This is a genomic window from Citrobacter sp. R4 (genome assembly GCF_026719175.1).
GTDB classification, from domain to species: domain Bacteria; phylum Pseudomonadota; class Gammaproteobacteria; order Enterobacterales; family Enterobacteriaceae; genus Citrobacter_A; species Citrobacter_A sedlakii.
The window spans coordinates 399,379-424,432 of the sequence record NZ_JAPPSU010000002.1; the positions used below are offsets into that span (position 1 = coordinate 399,379).

Consider the following 25,054-nt stretch of genomic DNA (forward strand, 5'->3'; position numbering starts at 1 on the left):
CTCAAACTCTGTGAATCGGGACGATTCTCAGCGTAGCCATTCGGGAAGATCGTTCAGGCCCATCGCCTGACGAATCAACTGCGGTTTTACGCCAGGAAGGGTATCGGCTAGCTTCAGACCGATATCCCGCAGCAGTTTCTTCGCCGGGTTCTCACCGGCAAACAGTTCGCGGAAACCCTGCATACCCGCCAGCATCAGCGCGGCGCTGTGCTTGCGGCTGCGCTCGTAGCGACGCAGATACAGATATTGACCGATATCTTTGCCCTGACGATGCAGGCGCTTGAGCTCCTCAATCAGTTCTGCGGCATCCATAAAGCCAAGATTCACGCCCTGACCGGCCAGCGGGTGGATGGTATGGGCGGCATCGCCGACCAGCGCGAGCCGGTGCGCAGCAAACTGACGCGCATAGCGCCCGGTCAGCGGAAACGCCTGACGCTCGCTTTCCACACGGCACAGGCCGAGACAGTTATCAAACGCGATGGTCAGCGCCTGGTTAAACGCGGCCTCATCAGCGTGCTGCATCCGTTCCGCCTCTTCAGGCGAAAGCGACCAGACGATAGAACACAGGTGCGGATCGCTAAGCGGCAGGAATGCGAGAATGCCGTCGCCGTGAAACACCTGACGGGCCACTGCGCCGTGCGCTTCTTCAGTACGAATGGTGGCGACCAGCGCATGGTGACGATAGTCCCAGAAGGTTAGCGGAATGTCCGCTTTATTACGCAACCACGAATGCGCCCCGTCGGCGCCAATGACCAGACGCGCGGTGAGCATCGTTCCGTCCTTCAGGGTCAGGAAGGTTTCGTTTTCGCCCCACGCCACCTGTTGTAACTCCGCTGGCGCCAGCAGCGTGATATCGGAAGACTGTCGGGCCTTTTGCCACAGCGCGTCGTGAATGACAGCATTCTCGACGATATGACCGAGATGGCTGTAACCCATACTTTTGTCATCGAACGTGATACGGCCAAAGCTGTCTTTATCCCAGACTTCCATTCCGTGATAACAGCTCACACGGTGGGAAACGATCTCTGACCATACGCCGAGACGGCTCAGCAGTTTTTCACTGGCGGCGTTGATGGCCGACACGCGAAGCGCTGGCGCCGCATCCGCTGCCAGAGGCTGCGGTTCACGCTGCTCAAGAACCGCGACGCGCAGTCCGCTGCCCTGTAAACCACAGGCGACAGCCAGGCCAACCATGCCTCCACCAACAATTGCTACATCAACACTTTGCACTGTTTACTCCTGGTCAAAAAAACGTCTTTCGTCTGTTGCAGACCTGATAAAGCCCTCATTCAGGCATTTTAACGCGCATCGTGCCGGATGGCGGTTCACTTATCGCGCAACCCAGCCAAGCGTGCGCTTCACCAGAGCGTCACGGGCGGGTGGAAAAAGCTCCATAGCCATTAACCCGACGTTGCGCCCAACCACCAGCGGTATCCAGCGATTGGCAAACAGATGCACCATGCCGTCGGTCACGCCGACCGTGGCGTTCCGGTCTTGCTGGCGGCGCTGCTGATAGGCGGAAAGCACATTGTAATCGCCGATATCCTGCCCCACAGACTGCGCCTGCGTCAGGGTTTCAGCAAGACTCATCACATCGCGCAGCCCGAGGTTAAACCCTTGTCCGGCGATTGGATGCAGCGTCTGCGCCGCATTGCCCACCAGTACGGTGCGATGGGTAAACGCTTTCGCCGCTGTAGTCAACGCAAGCGGATAAGCATTACGTTTGCCCGCCAGCGTGATCCGGCCAAGCCGCCAGCCGAATGCTGTCTGCAGTTCGCGGCAAAAACGTTCGTCTGACCAGGCCAGAATCTCGTCGCGCTTTTCCAGCGGGTGACACCACACCAGCGAACAGCGGCCTTCAGACATGGGCAGCATCGCCAGCGGACCATGCGCGGTAAAGCGTTCAAAGGCGCGGCCGTCATGCGCAAGAGACGTGGCGACGTTCGCTATCACCGCCAGTTGCTCATACGGTTCCTGCTGCCAGTCAACGCCACACGCGCTTGCCAGCGCTGAACGCGTGCCGTCGGCGGCAACCAGCAGGCTACCGGTAACCGTCTGACCGTTTTCCAGCGTCACGCTCACCTGCTCCGCCGTGCGCGATACGCTGGCGACCCGATCCGGGCAGTGCAGCGTAACGCCAGACGCTTTGCGCAGCAGGGCAAAAAGCCGCAGCCCTACGTCGTGCAGTTCAACCACCTGCCCCAGCGCCGGGAGGCGATAGTCCTCAGCGTGAAGGGTAACAAATCCGGCATGACCGCGATCGCTGACGTGAACGCTTGTGATAGCGGTCGCGCAGTCGGCAATTGCCTGCCACACGCCTATTCGCGCCAGTTGCTGGCAGGTACCTGCTGCCAGCGCAATCGCCCGGGCGTCGAATCCGGGGTGGCCATCGGCCTCCGGCGCCGTCGCTTCAATCAGATGTACCGGCAGCGTCCCATGACTGAGTTGCGAAATAGCCAGCGCCAGCGTCGCGCCGACCATGCCGCCGCCCACGATAATTACGCTCATTGCTGACGCGCCGCCGCCATCAGCGCTTCAATCTCGTCCGCTTTTTTCACGACGCTGGCGGTGAGATTCTCGTTGCCGTTTTCGGTGATCAGGATGTCATCTTCAATACGAATGCCAATGCCACGGTATGCGTCAGGCACATCGGCATCCGGAGCGATATACAAACCCGGTTCAACAGTGATGACCATCCCCGGTTCCAGAATCCGCGAGCGATCCTGACCGTATTCGCCAACATCGTGCACATCCAGACCCAGCCAGTGGCTCAGGCCATGCATGAAGAACGGGCGATGAGCGTTGTCGGCAATCAATTGCTCCACCTCGCCATGCAGGATGCCAAGCTTCACCAGTCCGGTGATCATAATGCGCACCACCTCGCCGGTGACCGCCTGAATGGACGTTCCCGGACGGAACAGGCGCAGGCTGGTTTCCAGCGACTCGAGCACGATGTCATAAATTTCACGCTGGGCCGGGGTGAATTTGCCATTCACCGGGAAAGTACGTGTGATGTCCCCCGCGTAGCCTTTGTATTCACATCCCGCATCGATCAGCACCAGATCGCCGTCGCGCATTTCGCTTTCGTTTTCTGTGTAATGCAAAATACAGCCGTTTTCACCGCTGCCAACAATGGTGTTGTAAGAAGGATAACGTGCGCCGTGGCGGTTAAATTCGTGATGGATTTCACCTTCAAGCTGGTATTCGAACATACCGGGACGGCACTTTTCCATCGCCCGGGTATGCGCCAGCGCGGTGATTTCGCCCGCGCGACGCATGACGGCGATCTCTTCTTCTGATTTAAACAGGCGCATTTCATGCACCATTGGACGCCAGTCGGTCAGGGTTGCCGGTGCTTTCAGATTCTGCCGCGACCCTTTGCGCAGTTTTTCCAGCCCAGAGAAGACGATCTCATCGGCATAAGCGTACGCGCCCTGCGCGTGATAAACCACGTCCAGCCCGTTAAGTAACTGGTACAGTTGCTGATTGATTTCGCTGAAGGCCAGCGCGCGATCGACACCCAGTATTTCCGGTGCGGCATCCTGCCCCAGACGACGACCAAACCAGATTTCTGCGGTCAGATCGCGCACGCGATTGAACAGTACGCTGTGGTTATGGGTTTCGTCGCTTTTGATCAGCACCAGCACAGCTTCCGGCTCGTTAAAACCGGTGAAATACCAGAAATCGCTGCTCTGGCGATACGGGTACTCGCTGTCTGCGCTGCGGGTGACTTCGGGTGCGGCAAAAATCAGCGCGGCGCTGCCTGGCTGCATCTGCGCCAGCAGTGCCTGGCGACGACGTTGGTATTCCTGCGGTGTCATGACGTGGCCTCCGTTTTCGTTATCTTTTTAGTGTAGCGTCGGTTTTCGCACTTCCGGTGCGGTCGGCTGCTGTCGGGTAAAAGTGTCGTGACACAGCAGCGCGGCAACGCGCACGTACTCGATGATCTCCTCGAGGGACATTTCCAGTTCCTCCTGGTCTTCATCTTCGTCGTAGCCAAGTTGCGCGATATTACGCAAGTCGTCGATGGCTTCACCCGTTTCGCCGGTGACCTTATCCAGTTTAGGCTGCGTCACGCCCAGACCGAGCAGGAAATGGTTGACCCATCCCGCCAGCGCGTCGGCGCGATCGAAGACGCTCACGTCATCGCCTTCAGGCAGATAAAGCTGAAAAAGGAAGCCGTCATCTTCCAGCGCGTCGCTGGTGGCCGCGTGCATTTTGCGCAACGCCTGAGCCAGTTCATGACCGAAGGCCAGTCCCTCGTTCGTCAGGTCGTGAAGCAGCGGCTGCCATGAGCTGTCGTTGTTGCCGCCGCAAATCATCCCGCTGATTAAACCGTGCATTTCGGCTGGTGTCAGGCCAGCCCCTTGTTGGTTCAAATACTGGTTCATTTCGTTGTAACCAGGCATTTCGTTCTGTATAGACATACGCATTCGTCATCAAAGGGAGGATATTCATGATATGCTACCACTTTGGACCCTGGTGATACCAGAAAAGGGCTTGTATCTTCACACCAGGGTAGCTATAGTGTCGCCCCTTCGCGGACCCCGGGTCTGGAGACGAAGGCAGCGCAGTCAATCAGCAGGAAGGTGGCATGTCTGCACAACCCGTCGATATCCAAATTTTTGGCCGTTCACTGCGAGTGAATTGCCCGCCTGAACAAAGGGATGCGTTGAATCAGGCTGCGGACGATCTGAATCAGCGGTTGCAAGATCTGAAAGTTCGCACTAGAGTCACAAATACTGAGCAGCTGGTTTTCATTGCCGCACTGAACATCAGCTACGAATTAACTCAGGAAAAAGCGAAGACCCGCGACTACGCGGCGAGCATGGAGCAGCGTATTCGGATGCTACAACAGACCATCGAACAGGCACTGCTTGATCAGGGTCGCATAACCGAAAAAACGGGCCAAAATTTTGAATAACACTTCCCGGTTGACTATGGTACAGTGACCGTGAAGAAAAAATTTCTCTGAGATGTTTGCAAGCGGGCCAGTCCCCTGAGCCGATATTTCATACCACAAGAATGTGGCGCTCCGCGGTTGGTGAGCATGCTCGGTTCGTCCGAGAAGCCTTAAAACTGTGACGACACATTCACCTTGAACCAAGGGTTCAAGGGTTACAGCCTGCGGCGGCATCTCGGAGATTCCCCTTCTTAAATCTGGCGACAGCCATGACGCTACATTCTGAACTTTCCTTATCCAGACAAGACATTCGCCGTATGATTCGGCTACGCCGCCGCGCCCTGACGCCATCATATCAACGTGAATCTGGTCAGCGCGCCGCTACCCGTATGCTTGCTTATCCTCCGGTGGTGATGGCGCATACGGTCGCCGTGTTTTTATCCTTTGATGGCGAACTCGACACACAGCCGCTGATCGAGCAACTCTGGCGCGCGGGCAAGCGCGTTTATCTGCCGGTTCTTCATCCTTTCAGCCCCGGCAATCTCCTGTTTTTACACTATCACCCGCAAAGCGAACTGGTGACAAACCGTCTGAAAATTCAGGAACCTAAGCTCGACGTACGCGACGTACTGCCGCTTGCGGATCTGGACCTGCTGGTGACCCCGCTGGTGGCGTTTGACGAACAGGGTCAGCGATTAGGCATGGGCGGCGGTTTTTACGATCGCACGTTGCAAAACTGGCAGCAGCATGGTTTTACGCCAGTGGGGTATGCGCACGATTGCCAGGTTGTAGAAGCCTTGCCCGTTGAGAAGTGGGATGTTCCGCTACCTGCGGTGGTGACGCCGTCGAAAGTGTGGGAGTGGTGAAAAAAAACCGGGTGGCGGCGACGCCTTACCCGGCATGAAGATAGTATTGTTCATATTTCATACTTTTTTCACGCTACTATGCGATCGTTCCAGCGGTCTTTATACATAATGTTTCCGTCCGTATACTTCCATGTAATTGTTTCATAACGGAGATTTATTTCTTCGAGATGCATATTAGTCATACCACTGGGATGCAAATTAGGCGTTATTGCAGTAATTTTCACATTCTCTAAGAGCATATTGAAATACTCAACTTCGATACCTGCATCATTAATCTTGTACATTTTTATCGTGGCTGATTTGAGCGTTCTTCCTTCACAAAGCGCCCGAAATAACAGTGGCGTTGTTTTATCAAATTCTTTCTGGAACAGAACAGGCGCATGGAGTCTGGTACCTGTCAGTCTTCCTGTATGCTGATCTGTAGGTAACCAGACATGATGGCTCACTGAGCGTAATTCTATAGAACCGAGTCGGGTTGGCATCAAACAAGAACCCGTGACCGGGGAACCATTTTCATCTGTTAACCATAAATATGCAGGATTTGACATAGTATAAAACCCTCAAATAATTATTTCCATTTAAACCAAAGAAAGATATGTATACCGATGATCAGTAGGATATAAAAACCCATCAGTGTAATTGCGAAATCAGGAAAAAATGACACTGCTACCATGCTCAAAACAACAATCGACAGCAACCATCCCGCAGACCAGAAAAAAAGGAAAAGCTCTTCCTTCAACCATTTTATAAAGTAACCCATATAATCACTTCACCAACCTGATGATCAAATCAACTAACGCATCATCTGTAATAAAAGCCGGGTTTAAATATGGGTTCTTCGTAATGACAGGCTCTATGAATAAATACATCATTTCCAGATGATACTCATATAAAGCCTGATAATAGTAGACATTAAACCTCTTCAAATTATTCGCACTTATTGATGCCTGTTGAACTAACCCATAAATGTTCAGTGCCATTGCCGTTGTTGTTACACTGCCTTTTAGCATAAGCGAGCATAACTTCGATATACGACTGTACACCAGAGCATTAAAAGTAAAACTTTGACAGATTGCGACCGCCACGGAGGAGATTAATAATCTATTGGTTAAACCTGTTGTTGAAATATGAACCCCTGCACCTACAATTTTTCGTACTATATTTTGCACCTGCCCTTCTTTTTTATTCTTGAAATGAATCTCTAAATAGATCCGCATCATTAGAAAAATAATATTGCGATCCTTTACGAGTTGAATAAGACCAGAAATAAACCTTACATCTTCATGTTTGAGTCGAGTGCAAACGTCCTGATAGTTTTCCATAAAACAAGAAGAATAATATGTAGCACGAGTAAAACCATCACCCATTTGTTTCAATGTATCGATAACATTTTTTTTCACTCCAGTCAGTGCACTTTCGAGCTTCAAAGCGAGAATTTTTTCAGCTTCTATTGATGTAATGATTGAGTCACTATAATACATAACCATCCTTCAATAATATTCATTAAATAGCAGCATGAATTGTTACAGTCAAAGGCTTTCAACACGCTGTCTGTATTTAACATCAGGTTATACTAAAAAAGGGTTATTCACGCTTATGTCATCTTTTTTCAGAATAAGGCCCGAAAAGGGCAAAAATAGCTGCGCTTGCTGAAGACAGGAAAGGGGACTTGTCAAAATGCCGGATGGCGGCGATGCCTCACCCGGCCTGGAGTTCATGATTCGTGGTTTGCGGCTTGCGGTTATTCCAGGCCCGGTAAACGTAGCGCCTCCGGGAAGAATCATCAGCCATATCAATAGGTTAATTTTTCGAGTCGCCTTCCAGAATACCCTCTTGTCAGCGTCATGGTTAAGCGGTATCTTCTTGCCGCACCTGCAAAATCAGGTGCCGGAATTAGCCTTCCGAAAATCATACTGGCGATATATACTTCTATGTCGTGCGACTGGTCTCGCCTCAATGGTGGGCCGGTCGGGGGCGTCGCAAGACGCGCCGGTATCCAGTATGACCGGTAAGGCTAACTCCGTCCGGCACCACCACCCGCGAGATTAGCCTCTCCAGTGGTGGTTTAAATACGACATACTGGAGACGTCCCTAATGGACACTACCCCACTTTTTTCACACTCTTTATTTACCCTGCCGTTTAACCATGCCACGGATTTCACCGAACTGGCGGATAACTGCGAGCGCTTTACAGAAGCGTTGGTCGAATGCCATAACCCGGTGGAGAAACTGGCTATTTGCGCACGTCTGTCCGCCTGTCTCGCGTTGTTACAGCCCACGCTAACCGAGCCTGTGCCCGCGCATTTGAAAGACAGCCTGACGGTTGACACCTTGCCGACGCGTTTTCCTCTTTTCGCGCCGGAAGCGGATCAGACCGGACGCTACTGCCAGCTGTTAACGCAGTTATTACTGAGCAAAACGCTTTCCGCGGAGATGGAGCGGGTCGCCGGTGATTTATTGCAGGATCTGGTCATCTTTTTTGCCGATACGCTAAAAGCGCCACGCTGGCTGAAAACCGAAGAAGGGTTGGTGGACCTGTAAAAAAAAACCGGGTGGCGGCGACGCCTTACCCGGACTGGAGCTTGACTCTGTATCAGGCCCGGTCAGCGTTAACGCCACCGGGCATTCTGGATAATCAGTACAGCAGACGTGCGCGAATGGTGCCTGGAATGGCTTTCATCGCCTGCAACGCTTTTTCCGCCACGTCTTCATCCGCTTCAATATCAATCACCACATAGCCCATTTGCGCTGAGGTTTGCAGATACTGCGCAGCGATGTTCACGCCCTGCTCAGCAAAGATCTGGTTAAGCGCGGTCAGTACGCCCGGACGGTTTTCGTGGATGTGCATCAGGCGACGCCCACCGTGCAGCGGTAGCGAGACTTCCGGGAAGTTTACCGCAGAAAGCGTGGAGCCGTTATCGGAGTATTTCACCAACTTACCCGCCACTTCAAGACCGATATTTTCCTGCGCTTCCTGCGTGGAACCGCCGATGTGCGGCGTCAGGATCACGTTATCGAATTCACACAGCGGCGAGGTAAACGGATCGCTGTTGGTCGCAGGCTCGGTCGGGAAGACATCGATTGCCGCCCCGGCCAGATGTTTGGTTGCCAGCGCATCGCACAGCGCCGGAATGTCGACGACCGTACCGCGCGCGGCGTTGATCAGCAGCGATCCGGGCTTCATCAGGGCGATCTCTTTCGCGCCCATCATATTTTTCGTGGAGGCGTTTTCTGGTACGTGCAGGCTGACCACGTCGCTCATATTCAGCAGGTCAGAAAGATGCTGCACCTGGGTCGCGTTACCCAGCGGCAGTTTGTTTTCAATATCGTAAAAGAAGACATGCATACCCAGCGATTCCGCCAGGATCCCCAGTTGCGTACCGATATGGCCGTAACCAATGATCCCCAGCTTTTTGCCACGCGCTTCGAACGAACCGGCCGCCAGTTTGTTCCACACGCCGCGGTGCGCTTTGGCGTTGGCTTCCGGCACGCCGCGCAGAAGCAGCAAGAGTTCACCAATCACCAGTTCCGCAACCGAACGGGTATTCGAGAACGGTGCGTTGAACACCGGAATACCGCGCTTCGCCGCCGCGGACAGATCAACCTGATTGGTGCCGATGCAGAAACAGCCGATGGCGACCAGTTTTTCCGCTGCGTTGATCACGTCTTCAGTCAGATGGGTACGGGATCGCAGGCCAATGAAGTGGGCATCACGGATGGACTCTTTCAGCTGTTCAGCATCCAGCGCCCCTTTGTGAAATTCGATGTTGGTATACCCTGCCGCACGAAGGCTATCCAGCGCCTTCTGGTGCACGCCTTCAACCAGCAGAAACTTAATCTTGTCTTTCTCCAGCGATACCTTTGCCATTTCCCCGACCCTGTGTTTTATCTGATGTTGTGTGTGCGGATTTCCATCCGCCTTTCAACATATCAAAAAAAATTATTGCGGCAATATGAACGTTTGCGTCGACTTGCTGAAGAAATATCATGCAGCGGGAAATACCAGAGGAAAATGCTGGAGATAACTTTTTCTTTGGTGAGTTCAGCAGGGCAAACGATAAAACGTGACAGAAGTCACCAAATTTGCCCTGCGGAAATTTTTTAACCGGAGACGGACGCCCCCTGTCAGATCATTTGGTAATGGTTTTTACGCCGTCGGCAGTACCGATCAACGCCACATCCGCGCCACGATTGGCGAACAGACCGACGGTCACCACGCCTGGAATAGCGTTGATCGCGTTTTCCATCGCCACAGGGTCGAGGATCTCCATGCCGTGGACATCAAGGATCACGTTACCGTTGTCGGTCACCACGCCCTGACGGTATTCAGGACGACCGCCCAGTTTTACCAGTTGACGCGCGACCGCGCTGCGCGCCATCGGGATCACTTCGACCGGCAGCGGGAAGTTGCCAAGAATATCCACTTCTTTCGAGGCGTCGGCGATGCAAACGAACGTCTTCGCCACCGAAGCGATGATTTTTTCACGGGTCAGCGCCGCGCCGCCGCCTTTAATCATCTGCATATGCGGGTTAATTTCATCCGCACCGTCGACGTAAACGCCGAGGCTGTCCACTTCGTTGAGATCGAACACAGGAATGCCGAGGCTTTTGAGTTTTTCGGTGGAGGCGTCCGAGCTGGAAACCGCGCCTTCAATTTGTCCTTTCATGGTGCCCAGCGCATCAATAAAGTGTGCGGCGGTTGAACCGGTTCCCACCCCCACAATGGTACCTGGCTGTACATACTGAAGTGCCGCCCATCCTACCGCTTTTTTCAGTTCATCCTGCGTCATGATCGTATCGCCTGTGATATGGAAAAATTCACGCGCATTATAGACGATTGCGCGGAAAAATCTTCCCGCCCCGCTCTCACGCTGCGGATTTCGTCTTTACCGGGGGCGAAATTATGTCATAGTGCAGAACAAGCAATAATTTTCAGGAGTGGGTCAGAGCAATGAAACGTCCGGACTACAGAACATTACAGGCACTGGATGCGGTGATACGTGAACGCGGGTTTGAACGCGCGGCGCAGAAGCTGTGCATCACCCAATCCGCGGTATCACAACGCATTAAGCAGCTTGAAAACATGTTCGGACAGCCGCTACTGGTGCGCACCGTTCCGCCGCGTCCGACCGAGCAGGGGCAGAAACTGCTGGCGCTGCTGCGTCAGGTAGAACTGCTGGAAGAGGAGTGGCTCGGCGATGAGCAGATCGGCTCTACGCCGCTGCTGCTGTCGCTGGCGGTTAACGCCGACAGTCTGGCGACCTGGCTGTTGCCCGCGCTGGCGCCGGTGCTGGCCGACTCCCCTATCCGCCTCAATTTGCAGGTGGAAGATGAAACCCGAACCCAGGAGCGTTTGCGTCGCGGTGAAGTGGTGGGCGCGGTGAGTATTCAGCATCAGGCGCTACCAAGCTGTCTGGTCGATAAGCTCGGGGCGCTGGACTATCTGTTTGTCGGCTCGAAACCCTTTGCCGAGCGCTATTTCCCAAACGGCGTTACCCGTTCAGCGCTGCTGAAAGCGCCTGCGGTGGCGTTTGACCATCTCGACGATATGCATCAGGCCTTCCTGCAGCAGAACTTCGACTTACCGCCTGGCAGTGTGCCGTGCCATATCGTTAACTCCTCGGAAGCCTTCGTCCAGCTGGCGCGTCAAGGCACCACCTGCTGCATGATCCCGCATTTGCAGATCGAGAAAGAGCTGGAAAGCGGCGAACTGATCGACCTCACGCCGGGACTGTTCCAGCGTCGGATGCTTTACTGGCACCGCTTTGCGCCGGAAAGCCGGATGATGCGCAACGTAACCGACGCCCTGCTGGCCTACGGTCACAAGGTGCTGCGCCAGGACTGACGCACTTTAAGACCCCGTGTAAAAATGCCTGAGTTCGTCAAATTGCATGGCAAACTCAATATAGCTCATCAGCGCGGGGGAATTCAGCTTACGGCTGGGGTAAACCAGCCAGAGATCGTTTCCCGCCACCGTCCATTCCGGCAGCACCTGAATTAGCTCGCCTTTTTCGATGCGATCTTCCAGCATAAATGCCGGTAGCAAAGTGATCCCCGCCCCGGCAATCGCGCTTTCACGCGCATAGACCAGGTTATCCGTCAGATGCAGGCGATCGGGTACGTGTTGATAATCTTCGTCCCCGCGATGGAATACCCACTCCGTCCACGCCTTGTGGGTAATGCACTGATGCTCCGGCAGTTGCCGCGGATGAGTCAGTTGCGCAAACCGCGAAAGGTAGTCCGCCGACGCCAGCAGGTAACGCGGGCAATGGCCTATCATCCGGCCAATCAGCGTCGAATCCTGCGGCCTGCCGGTGCGTAACGCGACATCGAACCCGCTGTCGACCAGATCCAGCATGTCGTCAGAAATCGAGACTTCAAGGTTCACGTCGGGATAATGCTGTTGAAAGCGGGCGTTCAGACGCGCCAGCAGCGTCGCGCCGATGCCCGCCGGCGAGGTGATGCGCAACCGTCCACTGGGGTTGTCGCGCAGACGTTGCACCGCGTACTCCGCGCGTTCGCTGGCAGCGAGGATCTCCCGGCAGTGCACAAGATAGTGTTCGCCAGCATAAGTCAGGTTCAGCTTACGGGTGGTGCGGTTGAGCAAACGGATGCCGACCTGCTGTTCAAGCTGGCTGATGCGCTGGCTAACACTGGACTTCGGTAGCCCCGCCTTCTGCGCCGCCGCGGTAAAGCTGCCGTTTTCAGCGACCAGGGCGAACAGCGCCATATCCTGCAAATGCTTAAACATCGTGTTCACCCCGCCGCGAACATTATCCCTGCTCGCCCATCATCTCTTTGACCAGCTCGACGCAGCGCAGGAAGCGTCCGTCGTAATCGGCCTCCTCAACGTGGACAAAGTCGATGTTGTTTTCGCGCAACATCTCCACCAGCAGGGTCTGGAACTCTTTGCGATCCACAGAACTGCCGAGGCTGCGCAAACCGTCGGCCACCCACGGGGTATTATTTTCCAGCAGGATCACAAGGTCAAAGCGATACTCGTCTATCAGCGCCTGCACAAACGGATGCTCCCGCCCTTCGTACTTTTTGCAGAACGCCTGGGTCGTGACGAAATCGGTGTCGATAAACGCCACTTTGTTTGCGTATTTGACCGCAAAATCAATGTATTGCGCATGACCGAGCGCAATCTTGTCGTAATCGGAATACTGAAGCGCCATTTCGTCGCCGCCAAGATGGGAAAAGACGTAGTCACGCCCGTATTCCCACGCGCTGGTGGTGTTGAAGATATTCGCCAGCTTGTTGACCAGCGTCGATTTGCCGCTCGACTCGCCGCCCAGTACCGCCACGGTGCGGACGAAAAACGGCTTTACTTCCGTCGGGATGTATTCCCAGTAGCGGAACGGGTTTTCACGGATTTGCGCGCCGCTAATGCTCATAAAAGTGCGTTTCGGATCGATAAGCACCGTTTCGATGCCCAAATGTTCCAGATACTGCGGCGCGTCGGCTTCCTCAGAGGTATAGATCCAGTTGGGCTGGATGCCCTTATCAGCCATAAACGTTTTGATGCCGCGACTCCACACATCCCAGCCGTGGGGATACGGCTCCATGCCCTCTTCGTTGAACGCATGAATACGAATGTTCTTCTGGTATTTAAAGGTCTGGAGTAGCCAGCGCAGCCGATCCGGCACCGTTGGCTGCTGGGACATGGCGCTGTCTTCAAACAGTTCGCGGTCGCGGGTATCGTCGTAACCCATGATGATATGCAGCTCGTCCACCTGGCTACAGGCACGCTGAATCAGATAAATGTGCCCGGTATGCAGCGGATAGAACTTGCCAAACACCACGCCGATGTTTTTCTGCTGGCGCGGAAATTCCAGACCGAGAAAGCGGTGCAGCGCCTCCAGCTTCTGCGCGCTGGGGCTTTTGATTTTTGCGTTAAGAAGCTGGCTGAGATACCCCTTGGTCATGCCGCTGGCATCCGCCACTTGTTGCAGGGTACAGCCCTTCTGCTTGATGGCGGTTTTGAGATAGTCGAACGATGACACAAGAGCCTCCTGCTGGAAAAACGACGGGTCTTAATTATAAATCGTCAAACACGCTTAGCGCGTCAGAAAGTTTTTTAACGCCGAACACCTGCATCCCTTCCGGCGGTTTTTTCGGCACATTCGCCGCAGGCACAATCGCCCGACGGAAACCGTGCTTTGCGGCCTCGGAAATACGTTCCTGTCCGCTCGGGACCGGACGGATCTCGCCCGCCAGCCCCACTTCGCCGAAGACCACCAGGTCCTGGGGCAGCGGTCTGTCACGCAGACTGGAGACCATCGCCAACAGCAGCGCGAGGTCGGCGCTGGTTTCGGTGACCTTCACCCCGCCCACTACGTTAACAAACACGTCCTGATCCGCCATTTGCAAACCACCGTGGCGATGCAGTACCGCCAGCAAAATCGCCAGCCGGTTTTGTTCGAGACCGACCGCCACGCGGCGAGGGTTCGCCATCATCGAGTGATCCACCAGCGCCTGAATCTCTACCAGCAGCGGGCGCGTGCCTTCCCAGACCACCATCACCGAACTGCCGGAGGTAATTTCGTCGCCGCGGCTTAAAAAGATGGCGGATGGGTTGCTGACTTCCCGGAGCCCCTGTTCAGTCATCGCGAAAACGCCAAGTTCATTGACCGCGCCAAAACGGTTTTTATGGCTGCGCAGGGTACGGAAGCGGGAGTCCGCGTCGCCGTCGAGCAGTACTGAACAGTCGATGCAGTGCTCCAGCACTTTCGGCCCCGCCAGCGAACCGTCTTTGGTGACATGCCCGACCATCACAATCGCCACCCCGCGCGTTTTGGCAAAGCGCGTCAGGTAGGCGGCGGTTTCACGCACCTGCGCCACGCTGCCGGGCGAGGACTGAATGTCCGCCATATGCATCACCTGAATGGAGTCGATCACCATTAGCTTCGGCTGTTCTTCTTCCGCAATCAGGCATATCTGCTCAATGCTGGTTTCCGACAGCATGTTGAGATTGTTGGTCGGCAGGCCGAGACGGTGCGCGCGCATCGCCACTTGCTGTAACGACTCTTCACCCGTGACGTACAGGGTTTTCATCTGCTCGGCGAGTTTACACAGCGTTTGCAGCAGCAGCGTTGATTTCCCCGCGCCGGGATTACCGCCAATGAGGATGGCGCTACCGGGAACGACGCCGCCGCCCAGTACGCGATCGAACTCTTTAAAGCCGGTCGAAAAACGCGGTAGCGCTTCCAGGCTGATATCGGAAAGTTTTTGAACTTTCGCCACGCCCGCGCTGCCGGCGTAACCGCTGAGCCGCTCGTTACGCGCCACCGTTGGCGATGCGGCGAGACGCACCTCAGTGATGGTGTTCCAGGCGTGGCAGGCGCTGCATTGCCCCTGCCAGCGTGGATAATCCGCCCCGCATTCATTACATACAAAGGCGCGTTTTGGAGCTTTTGCCACGGGTTACCTCGTTATTTCTGATTCATGCTGCCAGAAAGAATGCAAAACACGCCCATCAGATCGGCGTGACGGATGGTGATTTCCGTTTTCTCATTCACTTTCGGCTTGGCGTGGTAGGCTATGCCCAGCCCCGCCGTTTTGATCATCGGCAGATCGTTCGCGCCGTCGCCAATCGCCACCGTTTGCGCCATGGGGATCTCATACTCCTGCGCCAACCGGGTCAGGGTATTGGCCTTATATTGCGCGTCAACGATATCCCCCGTCACGTGTCCGGTGAATTTGCCGTCTACGATCTCCAGTTCGTTCGCCACCACGGCGGTTAAGCGCAGCTTTTCACGCAGATACTCGGCAAAAAAGGTGAAGCCGCCGGAGGCGATCGCCACCTTCCAGCCCAGCGTTTCCAGCTTCAGCACCAGTTGCGTCAGGCCGGGCATGAGCGGCAGCGTGTCGCGCACCTGATGCAGGATGTTAGCGTCAGCGCCTTTCAGCGTCGCCACGCGGCTGCGCAGGCTGGCGGTAAAGTCCAGTTCGCCGCGCATCGCGCGCTCGGTCACTTCCGCGACCTGCTCGCCGGTACCGGCCAGTTTTGCGATCTCATCAATGCACTCGATCTGGATCGCGGTGGAGTCCATGTCCATCACCAGCAAACCTGGCGTCCGCAGATGCGGTATTTTACCCAGTGGCGCGACGTCCAGTTGCGCATCATGCGCCAGCTTCGTGGCGCGCGGTGTCAGCGACCCCGCCAGGCGGATCACCTGGTAGTCTTCCACGCACCAGGCTGCGACGATCACCATTGCCGCGCCCAGCTTGCTCTGGTACTGGGTCAGTCGTTGTTTATCCAGCCCGCGACCATACAGCAGCCAGCCGCTACGTCCTGCGTGGTAATCCAGTGGCATCACCTCGTCACCACTTAAAGAAAGGGGCAAACCTGGCCATAAAGAGACATCTTCAGGCAAATCGCACCAGGTAATGTTAGGCATTAAAGCTCCTGTAAAATCGTTCGGGCCGGGAAGGTTCCTGGGGAAAATAACGCATGAGGCTACCTTGTAACCATCGCTTCTGGCAACATTAAGCCTCAAATTTTCAGCAGGTGGAATATGGCTCGCGCAAAACTGAAATTTCGGCTTCATCGTGCAGTGATTGTATTGTTCTGTCTCGCACTGCTTGTCGCGCTCATGCAGGGGGCGTCCTGGTTTAGTCAAAACCACCAGAAGCAACGCAATCCGCAGCTTGAAGAACTGGCTCGCACACTGGCGCATCAGGTCACGCTGAACATCGCGCCTTCTATGCGTACCGAAACGCCTGACGAAAAGCGTATCAAAAGCATATTGCAGCAATTGACCCATGAAAGCCGCATCCTTGACGCCGGGGTTTATGATGAACAGGGCGACATGATTGCCCGCGCGGGTGAAAGCGTAAACGTGCGCGACCGCCTGGCGCTGGACGGCAAAAAAGCCGGGGGCTATTTTAACCAGCAAATCGTCGAACCCATTCAGGGAAAAAATGGTCCGCTGGGCTATCTGCGCCTGACGCTGGATACCCACACCCTGGCGACCGAAGCGAAACAGGTGGACAACACCACCAATATTTTACGCCTGATGCTGCTGCTCTCGCTGGCGATTGGCGTGGTGTTGACCCGAACATTGCTGCAGGGTAAACGAACGCGCTGGCAGCAATCCCCTTTCTTGCTCACCGCCAGTAAGTCGGTACCGGAAGAGGAAGAGAGCGAGAAAAAAGAATAAATTCTGTAAAGGAAAACGCTATGTCTACACTTCGCCTGCTTATTTCTGACTCTTATGATCCGTGGTTTAACCTGGCGGTAGAAGAGTGCATTTTCCGCCAGATGCCCGCCACGCAGCGCGTGCTGTTTCTCTGGCGCAACGCCGATACGGTGGTCATTGGCCGCGCGCAAAACCCGTGGAAAGAGTGTAATACCCGCCGCATGGAAGAGGATAACGTGCGTCTGGCGCGCCGGAGCAGCGGTGGCGGCGCGGTGTTTCACGATCTGGGAAATACCTGCTTTACCTTTATGGCAGGCAAGCCGGAGTATGACAAAACCATCTCAACGTCCATCGTCCTCAACGCGCTCAATTCGCTCGGTGTAACCGCCGAGGCCTCGGGGCGTAACGATCTGGTGGTCAAAACGCCCGACGGGGATCGCAAAGTATCGGGTTCGGCCTATCGCGAAACGATGGATCGCGGCTTCCATCACGGCACCCTGCTGCTTAACGCCGATCTGAGCCGTCTGGCGAACTACCTTAATCCCGACAGGAAAAAGCTTCAGGCCAAGGGGATCACCTCGGTGCGCGGCCGCGTGGCGAATCTGGTGGAGCTACTGCCGGGGATTACGCACGAGCAGATTTGCGATGCGATCCGCGAGGCGTTCTTTGCGCACTACGGCGAGCGCGTGGAGGCGGAGGTAATCTCTCCTGATAAAACCCCGGACCTGCCCAACTTTGCTGAAACCTTTGCCCGCCAGAGCAGCTGGGAGTGGAACTTCGGCCAGGCGCCGGCGTTCTCCCATCTGCTGGACGAGCGTTTTACCTGGGGCGGCGTGGAACTGCATTTTGACGTAGAGAAAGGCCACATCACCCGCACGCAGGTATTCACGGACAGCCTTAATCCCGCGCCGTTAGAGGCGCTGGCAGCGCGTTTGCAGGGCTGTTTGTATCGGGCGGATACGCTGCAGCAGGAGTGCGATGCGTTGATAGGTGATTTCCCGGAGCAGGAAAAAGAGTTGCGGGACCTGTCAGCGTGGATTGCGCAGGCCGTGCGCTAGGTGCGGTCTGCTGCCCTCACCCCGGCCCTCTCCCACAGGGAGAGGGTGGGAAAATGATTACGCTTTGTCGCCCAGAAGAACGGATTCCAGCGCGATTTTGATCATGTCGTTGAAGGTGGTCTGACGCTCGGCAGCCGTGGTCTGTTCATGGGTACGGATGTGGTCAGACACGGTGCAGATGGTCAGCGCTTTCGCGCCAAACTCAGCCGCGACGCCGTAGATACCTGCCGCTTCCATTTCCACGCCCAGGATGCCGTATTTTTCCATCACGTCGAACATCTCGCCGCCGTCTGGTGCGTAGAACAGGTCAGCAGAGAAGATGTTACCTACGCGCGCCTCAACGCCCAGCGCTTTTGCCGCGTCAACCGCGTCACGCACCATGCCGAAGTCCGCAATCGCGGCGAAGTCATGATCTTTAAAACGCATGCGGTTAACTTTCGAATCGGTGCAGGCACCCATACCGATAACGATATCGCGCAGCTTAACGTCCATGCGCACCGCGCCGCAGGAGCCGACGCGGATGATTTTCTTCACGCCGAAATCGGTGATCAGCTCTTTGGTGTAGATGGAGCAGGATGGGATACCCATGCCGTGGCCCATAACGGAAATTTTGCGGCCTTTATAGGTACCGGTGAAGCCCAGCATGCCGCGAACGTTGTTCACTTCACGCACGTCTTCAAGGAAGGTTTCTGCAATGTGCTTCGCGCGCAGCGGGTCGCCAGGCATCAATACGACGTCAGCGAAATCACCCATTTCTGCATTAATGTGAGGAGTTGCCATCTTCAGTTCCTTTTCATTTAAATTCTCCCTCTCCCTGTGGGAGAGGGTTGGGGTGAGGGCATCAGGCCGCACCCCTTGTCATTCAGAACATAGCCTTGCCATATTCCATGTCAGACGTGCCAAAGTATTTCGCAATGGTCTGGCCGATGTCTGCGAAGGTGTCACGGTGGCCCAGCGAACCCGGTTTCACTTTCGGGCCGTACACCAGCACCGGAATATGCTCGCGGGTGTGGTCGGTGCCGGTCCAGGTTGGGTCACAGCCGTGATCCGCGGTCAGGATCAGAATGTCATCTTCACCCACCAGCTCCATCAGCTCCGGCAGGCGGCGGTCAAACAGTTCCAGACCCGCAGCGTAGCCTGCGACGTCGCGACGGTGGCCCCAGGAGGAGTCGAAGTCCACAAAGTTGGTGAAGACAATCGTGTTGTCACCCGCGTCTTTCATCTCTTTGACGGTCGCGTCGAACAGCGCGTCCAGACCGGTCGCTTTCACTTTTTTGGTGATGCCGCAGTTAGCGTAGATATCCGCGATTTTACCCACAGACACTACCTGACCGCCCTTCTCGTCGACCAGTTTTTGCAGCACGGTGGGGGCTGGAGGCTCAACGGCCAGGTCGTGACGGTTGCCGGTACGCTGGAAGTTACCCGCTTTGTCGCCGATAAACGGACGCGCGATCACGCGGCCAATGTTGTAGCCGCCTTCGGTCAGCTCTTCACGGGCGATTTCGCACAGCTCGTAGAGTTTATCCAGACCAAACGTCTCTTCGTGGCAGGCGATCTGGAACACGGAGTCAGCAGAGGTGTAGAAAATCGGCTTGCCGGTTTTCATGTGCTCTTCCCCGAGCTGGTCCAGGATCACCGTACCGGAAGAGTGGCAGTTACCGAGGTAGCCCGGCAGATTGGCGCGCTTCACCAGCTTGTCGAGCAGTTCCTGCGGGAAGCTGTTCTCGTGATCCGTGAAGTAGCCCCAGTCGAACAACACCGGTACTCCGGCGATTTCCCAGTGACCAGACGGCGTATCTTTACCGGAGGAAAGTTCGTGTGCCCAGGCGTAAGCGCCAATGACTTCCGCATTCGCGTCCATTCCGGCCGCGATTTTTCCGGTTGAGCCTTCATGGGCTTTCACCAGACCCAGGCGGGTCAGGTTCGGTAAATTCAACGGGCCTTTGCGACCGTTATCCGCTTCGCCTTTAGCACAGGCTTCTGCGATGTGTCCCAGAGTATCGGCGCCCACATCGCCAAAGCGATCGGCATCTTCCGTTGCACCAATACCAAAGGAGTCCAGCACCATAATAAATGCACGTTTCATAATGTTCTCCATACATCTGCGCTGTAAAAAAGCGATCAGATCAGTATACCGCTATTCGGTAATACGACGATAGACCGTTGGTGTAATTTCAGGCGCGTTGTCGTCAAGGATAATTGCCGCTTTGACCGCTTTCGCCGCATCCTGCCAGCTGGTTTCATCTTTGGCATGAATCACCGCCAGCGGACGTTGGCCATCAACGCTGTCGCCCAGACGGACCATATCGGTGAAGCCGACGCTGTAATCAATGGTGTCGGATGCCTGACGACGACCGCCGCCCATCGAGACCACCGCCATGCCGAGCGCGCGGGTATCCATCGCGCTGACGAAGCCTTCGCTATCGGCATACACCGCTTTGCTGAGCATCGCGGTTGGCAGGTATTTCGCGTAATTTTCCACGAAGTCGGTCGGACCTTTCTGCGCCGCCACCATGCGGCCAAAAATTTCCGCCGCTTTGCCGTTGTCCAGCACCGCCTGGAGCTTCACGCGGGCTTCCGTATCGTCTTTGGCAAGCTTGCCGGAGATCAGCATCTCCACGCACAGCGCCATAGTCACGTCGAACAGGCGCGGGTTGCGATACTCGCCCGTCAGGAACTGCACGGCTTCACGCACTTCGACAGCGTTACCGGCGCTGGAAGCCAGCACCTGGTTCATGTCCGTCAGCAGTGCGGTGGTGCGCACGCCCGCGCCGTTGGAGACGCCAACGATCGCTTCGGCCAGCGCCTCAGAGAGTTCATAGGTTGGCATAAACGCGCCGCTGCCCACCTTCACATCCATCACCAGCGCGTCCAGACCTTCCGCCAGTTTTTTGGCAAGAATCGAGGCGGTGATCAGCGGGATGGAGTCAACGGTTGCGGTGATATCGCGGGTCGCGTAGAAACGCTTGTCTGCCGGCGCCAGAGAGCTGGTCTGGCCGATAATCGCCACGCCAACGTCTTTAATAATTTCGCGGAAGCGGTTGTCATCCGGGAAGATATCGAAGCCCGGAATGGCTTCCAACTTGTCGAGCGTACCGCCGGTATGGCCCAGGCCGCGCCCGGAGATCATCGGAATGTAGCCGCCGCAGGCTGCCACCATAGGACCGAGCATCAGCGACGTCACGTCACCCACGCCGCCGGTGGAGTGTTTATCCACAATCGGGCCGTTAAGGTTGAGGCTTTTCCAGTCCAGAACGGTTCCTGAATCTCGCATCGCCATGGTCAGCGACACGCGCTCAGGCATCGACATATCGTGGAAGAAAATGGTCATCGCCAGGGCAGCAATCTGTCCTTCAGAGACGGTGTTGTCACGAATGCCGTTGATAAAGAAGCGGATCTCTTCGTCGCTCAGGGCAAGACCATCACGTTTTTTACGAATAATTTCTTGTGCGAGAAACACGGTAACCTCCTCAAACCAGGCCGGGCTCGCTACGCGTCGCCCGGCAATTCAAATCTTAGTAGCTGCTTGCGCTCTTACCGTCGCCGTGACCCAGCGCTTTCAGCAGGCTGGCCAGCAGGCTCGACGCGCCGAAGCGGTAGTGACGGGAATCCGCCCACTCAGCGCCAAACAGTTCGTCGGCAATCGCCAGAAATTTCTGCGCGTCTTCCGCCGTACGTACGCCGCCCGCAGGTTTAAAGCCCACGGTTTTTTCAACGCCCATATCACGGATGACTTCCATCATGATGCGCGCGCTTTCCGGGGTTGCGTTGACCGGCACTTTACCGGTAGAGGTTTTAATGAAATCAGCACCGGCTTTAATAGCGATTTCAGACGCTTTACGGATCAGCGCCTCTTCTTTCAGTTCACCGGTTTCGATGATCACTTTCAGCAGCACGTTTGCCGCCGCGCACGCGTCTTTACAGGCTTTCACCAAATCAAAGCCGACCTGCTCATTACCGGCGATCAGCGCGCGGTATGGGAACACCACGTCAACTTCGTCTGCGCCATACGCGATCGCGGCGCGGGTTTCCGCCACGGCGATCTCAATGTCGTCGTTGCCGTGCGGGAAGTTGGTGACGGTCGCGATGCGGATCTCCGGGGTGCCCTGCTCTTTCAGGGCCTTACGCGCAATGGGAATGAAACGCGGATAGATGCAGATGGCGGCGGTGTTGCCGACCGGGGTTTTCGCCTGATGACACAACGCGATCACTTTTTCATTGGTGTCATCGTCATTCAGGGTTGTCAAATCCATCAGTTTCAGGGCACGCAGGCTGCTTGCTGTTAAATCGCTCATAACATTCTCCAACGGCATCGCCGTATCAATTCTCACCTTGCGGGTTTGTTAGTATTCTAACATCCACCCGCGATTACACTTCGATATACATCACAGTTAATGAAAACTACGTACAAATTTGCATTACTGTAATGAGATCAAATTCAAATAAATGACCTCTTCTGCCGCGATCTTCTTCGCACAGGCGCATCAGGATCAAAAGCCGCGTCAGCGCTTCTTTCTACAATGCCCGCACGCCCTTCGGCATAAAAAGGAATCACGATGACCACGAGCAACGAAACCGCGCTGCAACAGCGCTGCCAGCAAATCGTCACCAGCCCGGTGCTGAGCCCGGAGCAAAAACGGCACTTTCTGGCGCTGGAGGCCGAAAACAATTTGCCTTATCCCGCGCTGCCCGCCGGGGCGCGCCAGGCGCTGGACGACGGGGTCATTTGCGATATGTTTGAAGGCCACGCGCCGTTCAAGCCCCGCTATGTGCTCCCCGATTACGCCCGTTTTCTGCGCAATGGCTCCGCCTGGCTGGAACTGGAAGGCGCGCAGGATCTGGACGATGCGCTGTCGTTACTGACCATTCTTTATCATCATGTGCCGTCGGTAACCTCCATGCCGGTTTACCTCGGTCAGCTTGATGCGCTGTTGCAACCATATGTTAAAATTCTAACACAAGACGCGATCGATATTCGAATAAAACGTTTCTGGCGTTATCTCGACCGAACCCTGCCAGACGCGTTTATGCATGCCAATATCGGTCCTGCCGATACTCCCATTACCCGGGCGATTTTACGTGCTGACGCAGAGCTAAAGCAGGTTGCGCCAAATCTGACCTTTATCTACGATCCAGACGTCACCCCGGACAATCTGCTGTTGGCGGTGGCAGAAAACATTTGTGAATGCAGTAAGCCGCATATTTCCAATGGCCCGGCGAATGATAAAATTTTCACAAAAGGGCAGTACGGCGTGGTGAGCTGTTACAACTCGCTGCCGCTTGGAGGCGGCGGCAGCACGCTGGTGCGTCTTAACCTGAAGGCCGTGGCGGAGCGCAGCAGCTCTGTTGATGACTTCTTCACAAATGCGCTTCCTTACTATTGCCGCCAGCAAATCGCCATCATTGATGCCCGATGTGAATTCCTCTATGAAAAATCACATTTCTTTGAGAATAGCTTCCTCGTGCAGGAAGGACTGATCGATCCACAACGTTTTGTGCCCATGTTCGGTATGTACGGTCTGGCGGAAGCGGTAAACCTGCTGTGCGAAAAAGCGGGCATGCGTGCGCGCTACGGAAAAGCGGAAGCGGCTAACGAACTGGGCTATCGCATCAGCGCTCAACTGGCGGAATTTGTCGAGAATACGCCGGTAAAATATGGCTGGAAGCAGCGCGCAATGCTGCATGCACAGTCAGGGATTAGCTCTGACGTTGGCACCACGCCGGGCGCGCGTCTGCCCTATGGCGACGAGCCGGACCCGATCAGCCATCTGCAAGCCGTCGCGCCGCATCACGTCCATTATCATTCCGGGATCAGCGACATACTGACCCTGGACGAAACCATCAAACGCAATCCACAGGCGCTGGTGCAGTTGTGCCTCGGCGCGTTTAAGGCCGGGATGCGCGAATTTACCGCTAACGTCAGCGGCAACGATCTGGTCCGGGTGACTGGCTACATGGTGCGCCTGTCGGATCTGAAAAAGTATCGCGCTGAAGGTTCCCGTACCAATACCACCTGGCTGGGTGAAGAGGCCGCGCGCAATACGCGTATTCTGGAACGACAACCCCGGGTGATCGGTCATGAACAGCAGATGCGCTTCAGTCAGTAAGCTGATCCCCTTCTCCTGCGTTGACGGGCCCGGAAGTCGTCTGGCCCTGTTTTTACAGGGCTGTAATCTGCGCTGTAAAAACTGCCACAATCCATGGACGATGGGACGCTGTAACCACTGCGGCGAGTGCGTGGCGCAGTGCCCACACCAGGCGCTGAGCGTCAGCGACGGAAAAGTCATCTGGCACGCCGAGCATTGCCAGCAGTGCGACACCTGTCTGAAGATGTGTCCGCAACAGGCGACGCCGATGGCGCAGAGCATGAGCGTTGACCAGATGCTGACCCACATCCGCAAGGCCGCGCCGTTTATTGAAGGCATTACCGTTAGCGGCGGCGAAGCCACGACCCAACTGCCGTTTATCCTTGAACTGTTCACCGCGATGAAAGGCGATCCGCAACTGGCATCGCTGAGTTGCCTGGTGGACAGCAACGGGCAGCTTAGCGAAACCGGCTGGCTGAAACTGCTGCCAGTGTGTGAAGGCGTGATGCTCGACCTTAAAGCCTGGAGCAGCGAATGCCACAAGCGGCTTACCGGTCGCAATAACGCGCAGATTAAGCATAGTATCGTGTGGCTGGCAGAGCGTGGAAAGCTGGCGGAACTGCGGCTGCTGGTGATTCCGGGACGGGTGGATTATATGCAGCATGTCGATGTGCTCGCCGCGTTCATCCGACAGCTTGGCGATGTGCCGGTGAGGCTAAACGCCTTTCACGCGCACGGGACGCATGGCGAAGCCAGGACATGGGCAAGCGCAACGCCAGAGGACGTAGAGCAACTGGCCGATGCCCTGCGCGAGCGCGGCGTAGAAAAATTGCGCTTTCCTGCGTTATATCTGTGAATATGCCGGGGGCGCATGGAGCATATAGCGTGCGGCATCTGGCTCCAGGATATTCTCAACGTTGTCACATCAGCAACAGGTTGCGTTCACCCTACGGGAAGTGCTTCTCTACCTCTTCAGCACATTTGAACACTGAGCAGC

General features: G+C 55.6%; 24 protein-coding genes and 1 other RNA gene. 9 read left to right on the plus strand and 16 right to left on the minus strand.

The genetic code is table 11. The features are described from left to right. Positions 1-27: 27 nt before the first annotated feature. From ubiI to ygfB, 4 genes are all read right to left on the minus strand, one after another. Positions 28-1,230 (minus strand): FAD-dependent 2-octaprenylphenol hydroxylase, encoded by a 1,203-nt coding sequence (gene ubiI / locus OOJ60_RS07420; protein WP_205612325.1) that lies wholly within the window; start codon positions 1,228-1,230, stop codon positions 28-30. 99 nt (positions 1,231-1,329) lie between these two features. Next, a complete protein-coding gene (gene ubiH, locus OOJ60_RS07425; protein WP_060569476.1) occupies positions 1,330-2,508 on the minus strand; it encodes a 2-octaprenyl-6-methoxyphenyl hydroxylase in 1,179 nt (392 codons plus the stop codon). Then, positions 2,505-3,821, minus strand: coding sequence for a Xaa-Pro aminopeptidase (gene pepP, locus OOJ60_RS07430; RefSeq protein WP_205612326.1), 1,317 nt, complete (start codon positions 3,819-3,821; stop codon positions 2,505-2,507). The genes ubiH and pepP overlap by 4 nt, the downstream gene beginning before the upstream one ends. 27 nt (positions 3,822-3,848) lie before the next feature. Next, positions 3,849-4,427, minus strand: coding sequence for a UPF0149 family protein YgfB (gene ygfB / locus OOJ60_RS07435; protein ID WP_131729030.1), 579 nt, complete (start codon positions 4,425-4,427; stop codon positions 3,849-3,851). 167 nt (positions 4,428-4,594) lie between these two features. Here ygfB and zapA point away from each other — a divergent pair, with 167 nt between their 5' ends. The 3 genes from zapA to OOJ60_RS07450 all read left to right on the plus strand — a co-directional run bounded on the left by zapA (position 4,595) and on the right by OOJ60_RS07450 (position 5,769). Next, complete coding sequence (gene zapA, locus OOJ60_RS07440; protein ID WP_006686880.1) at positions 4,595-4,924, plus strand: cell division protein ZapA; 330 nt, start codon at positions 4,595-4,597, stop codon at positions 4,922-4,924. Between the two features lie 41 nt (positions 4,925-4,965). After that, positions 4,966-5,149: non-coding RNA, 6S RNA (ssrS, locus tag OOJ60_RS07445), on the plus strand. 23 nt (positions 5,150-5,172) lie between these two features. Next, the gene (locus OOJ60_RS07450; RefSeq protein ID WP_205612327.1) at positions 5,173-5,769 is read left to right on the plus strand and encodes a 5-formyltetrahydrofolate cyclo-ligase; all 597 of its coding nucleotides are present in this window, start codon (positions 5,173-5,175) and stop codon (positions 5,767-5,769) included. Positions 5,770-5,837: 68 nt separating this feature from the next. Here the strand turns inward: OOJ60_RS07450 and OOJ60_RS07455 are convergent, their stop codons facing one another. Together OOJ60_RS07455 and OOJ60_RS07460 are read right to left on the minus strand one after the other, a co-directional pair. Next, on the minus strand, positions 5,838-6,317 hold the full coding sequence (locus OOJ60_RS07455) for an Hcp family type VI secretion system effector (protein WP_042292182.1): 480 nt from the start codon (positions 6,315-6,317) through the stop codon (positions 5,838-5,840). Positions 6,318-6,533: 216 nt separating this feature from the next. Further along, complete coding sequence (locus OOJ60_RS07460; RefSeq protein ID WP_205612328.1) at positions 6,534-7,250, minus strand: hypothetical protein; 717 nt, start codon at positions 7,248-7,250, stop codon at positions 6,534-6,536. 613 nt (positions 7,251-7,863) lie between these two features. Here OOJ60_RS07460 and OOJ60_RS07465 point away from each other — a divergent pair. Beyond that, complete coding sequence (locus OOJ60_RS07465) at positions 7,864-8,310, plus strand: hypothetical protein (RefSeq protein ID WP_205612329.1); 447 nt, start codon at positions 7,864-7,866, stop codon at positions 8,308-8,310. A gap of 94 nt (positions 8,311-8,404) precedes the next feature. Here the strand turns inward: OOJ60_RS07465 and serA are convergent, their stop codons facing one another. After that, entirely contained in the window at positions 8,405-9,637 is a 1,233-nt protein-coding gene (gene serA, locus OOJ60_RS07470; protein ID WP_042292195.1) for a phosphoglycerate dehydrogenase, read from the minus strand. Positions 9,638-9,899: 262 nt separating this feature from the next. Further along, positions 9,900-10,559, minus strand: a complete 660-nt coding sequence (rpiA, locus tag OOJ60_RS07475) for a ribose-5-phosphate isomerase RpiA (protein WP_042292197.1) — start codon at positions 10,557-10,559, stop codon at positions 9,900-9,902. Between the two features lie 161 nt (positions 10,560-10,720). Here rpiA and argP point away from each other — a divergent pair, with 161 nt between their 5' ends. Continuing rightward, entirely contained in the window at positions 10,721-11,614 is an 894-nt protein-coding gene (gene argP, locus OOJ60_RS07480) for a DNA-binding transcriptional regulator ArgP (protein WP_060569479.1), read from the plus strand. Positions 11,615-11,620: 6 nt separating this feature from the next. On the opposite strand, the gene OOJ60_RS07485 is transcribed toward argP, so the two are convergent. From OOJ60_RS07485 to serB, 4 genes are read right to left on the minus strand one after another with little or no spacing between them, the layout of a single operon-like run. Continuing rightward, positions 11,621-12,520 (minus strand): LysR family transcriptional regulator, encoded by a 900-nt coding sequence (locus OOJ60_RS07485; RefSeq protein ID WP_205612330.1) that lies wholly within the window; start codon positions 12,518-12,520, stop codon positions 11,621-11,623. A gap of 22 nt (positions 12,521-12,542) precedes the next feature. Further along, positions 12,543-13,775 carry a multifunctional transcriptional regulator/nicotinamide-nucleotide adenylyltransferase/ribosylnicotinamide kinase NadR gene (gene nadR / locus OOJ60_RS07490; protein WP_042292205.1) on the minus strand — a complete coding sequence of 411 codons (1,233 nt, stop codon included), beginning with the start codon at positions 13,773-13,775 and terminating at the stop codon, positions 12,543-12,545. A 34-nt stretch (positions 13,776-13,809) separates the two neighbouring features. Then, positions 13,810-15,192 carry a DNA repair protein RadA gene (gene radA / locus OOJ60_RS07495; RefSeq protein ID WP_181822548.1) on the minus strand — a complete coding sequence of 461 codons (1,383 nt, stop codon included), beginning with the start codon at positions 15,190-15,192 and terminating at the stop codon, positions 13,810-13,812. An 11-nt stretch (positions 15,193-15,203) separates the two neighbouring features. After that, positions 15,204-16,172, minus strand: a complete 969-nt coding sequence (gene serB / locus OOJ60_RS07500) for a phosphoserine phosphatase (protein WP_042292209.1) — start codon at positions 16,170-16,172, stop codon at positions 15,204-15,206. A gap of 117 nt (positions 16,173-16,289) precedes the next feature. On the opposite strand from serB, the gene OOJ60_RS07505 reads away from it, so the two are divergent. Together OOJ60_RS07505 and lplA are read left to right on the plus strand one after the other, a co-directional pair. Next, complete coding sequence (locus tag OOJ60_RS07505; protein ID WP_060569483.1) at positions 16,290-16,934, plus strand: YtjB family periplasmic protein; 645 nt, start codon at positions 16,290-16,292, stop codon at positions 16,932-16,934. A gap of 20 nt (positions 16,935-16,954) precedes the next feature. Then, entirely contained in the window at positions 16,955-17,971 is a 1,017-nt protein-coding gene (gene lplA / locus OOJ60_RS07510; protein ID WP_205612331.1) for a lipoate--protein ligase LplA, read from the plus strand. A gap of 57 nt (positions 17,972-18,028) precedes the next feature. Here the strand turns inward: lplA and deoD are convergent, their stop codons facing one another. The 4 genes from deoD to deoC form a co-directional block, all read right to left on the minus strand. Beyond that, positions 18,029-18,751: a purine-nucleoside phosphorylase gene (gene deoD / locus OOJ60_RS07515; protein ID WP_032643987.1), complete on the minus strand. Its 723-nt coding sequence runs from the start codon at positions 18,749-18,751 to the stop codon at positions 18,029-18,031. Between the two features lie 82 nt (positions 18,752-18,833). Then, a complete protein-coding gene (gene deoB / locus OOJ60_RS07520) occupies positions 18,834-20,057 on the minus strand; it encodes a phosphopentomutase (protein ID WP_205612332.1) in 1,224 nt (407 codons plus the stop codon). Positions 20,058-20,108: 51 nt separating this feature from the next. Next, complete coding sequence (deoA, locus tag OOJ60_RS07525; RefSeq protein WP_205612333.1) at positions 20,109-21,431, minus strand: thymidine phosphorylase; 1,323 nt, start codon at positions 21,429-21,431, stop codon at positions 20,109-20,111. Between the two features lie 55 nt (positions 21,432-21,486). Further along, positions 21,487-22,266: a deoxyribose-phosphate aldolase gene (gene deoC, locus OOJ60_RS07530; protein ID WP_205612334.1), complete on the minus strand. Its 780-nt coding sequence runs from the start codon at positions 22,264-22,266 to the stop codon at positions 21,487-21,489. Positions 22,267-22,527: 261 nt separating this feature from the next. On the opposite strand from deoC, the gene OOJ60_RS07535 reads away from it, so the two are divergent. Continuing rightward, positions 22,528-24,078: a YjjI family glycine radical enzyme gene (locus OOJ60_RS07535; protein ID WP_042292225.1), complete on the plus strand. Its 1,551-nt coding sequence runs from the start codon at positions 22,528-22,530 to the stop codon at positions 24,076-24,078. Continuing rightward, a complete protein-coding gene (locus OOJ60_RS07540) occupies positions 24,050-24,913 on the plus strand; it encodes a YjjW family glycine radical enzyme activase (RefSeq protein WP_205612335.1) in 864 nt (287 codons plus the stop codon). The genes OOJ60_RS07535 and OOJ60_RS07540 overlap by 29 nt, the downstream gene beginning before the upstream one ends. The last annotated feature ends 141 nt before the right edge of the window (positions 24,914-25,054 follow it).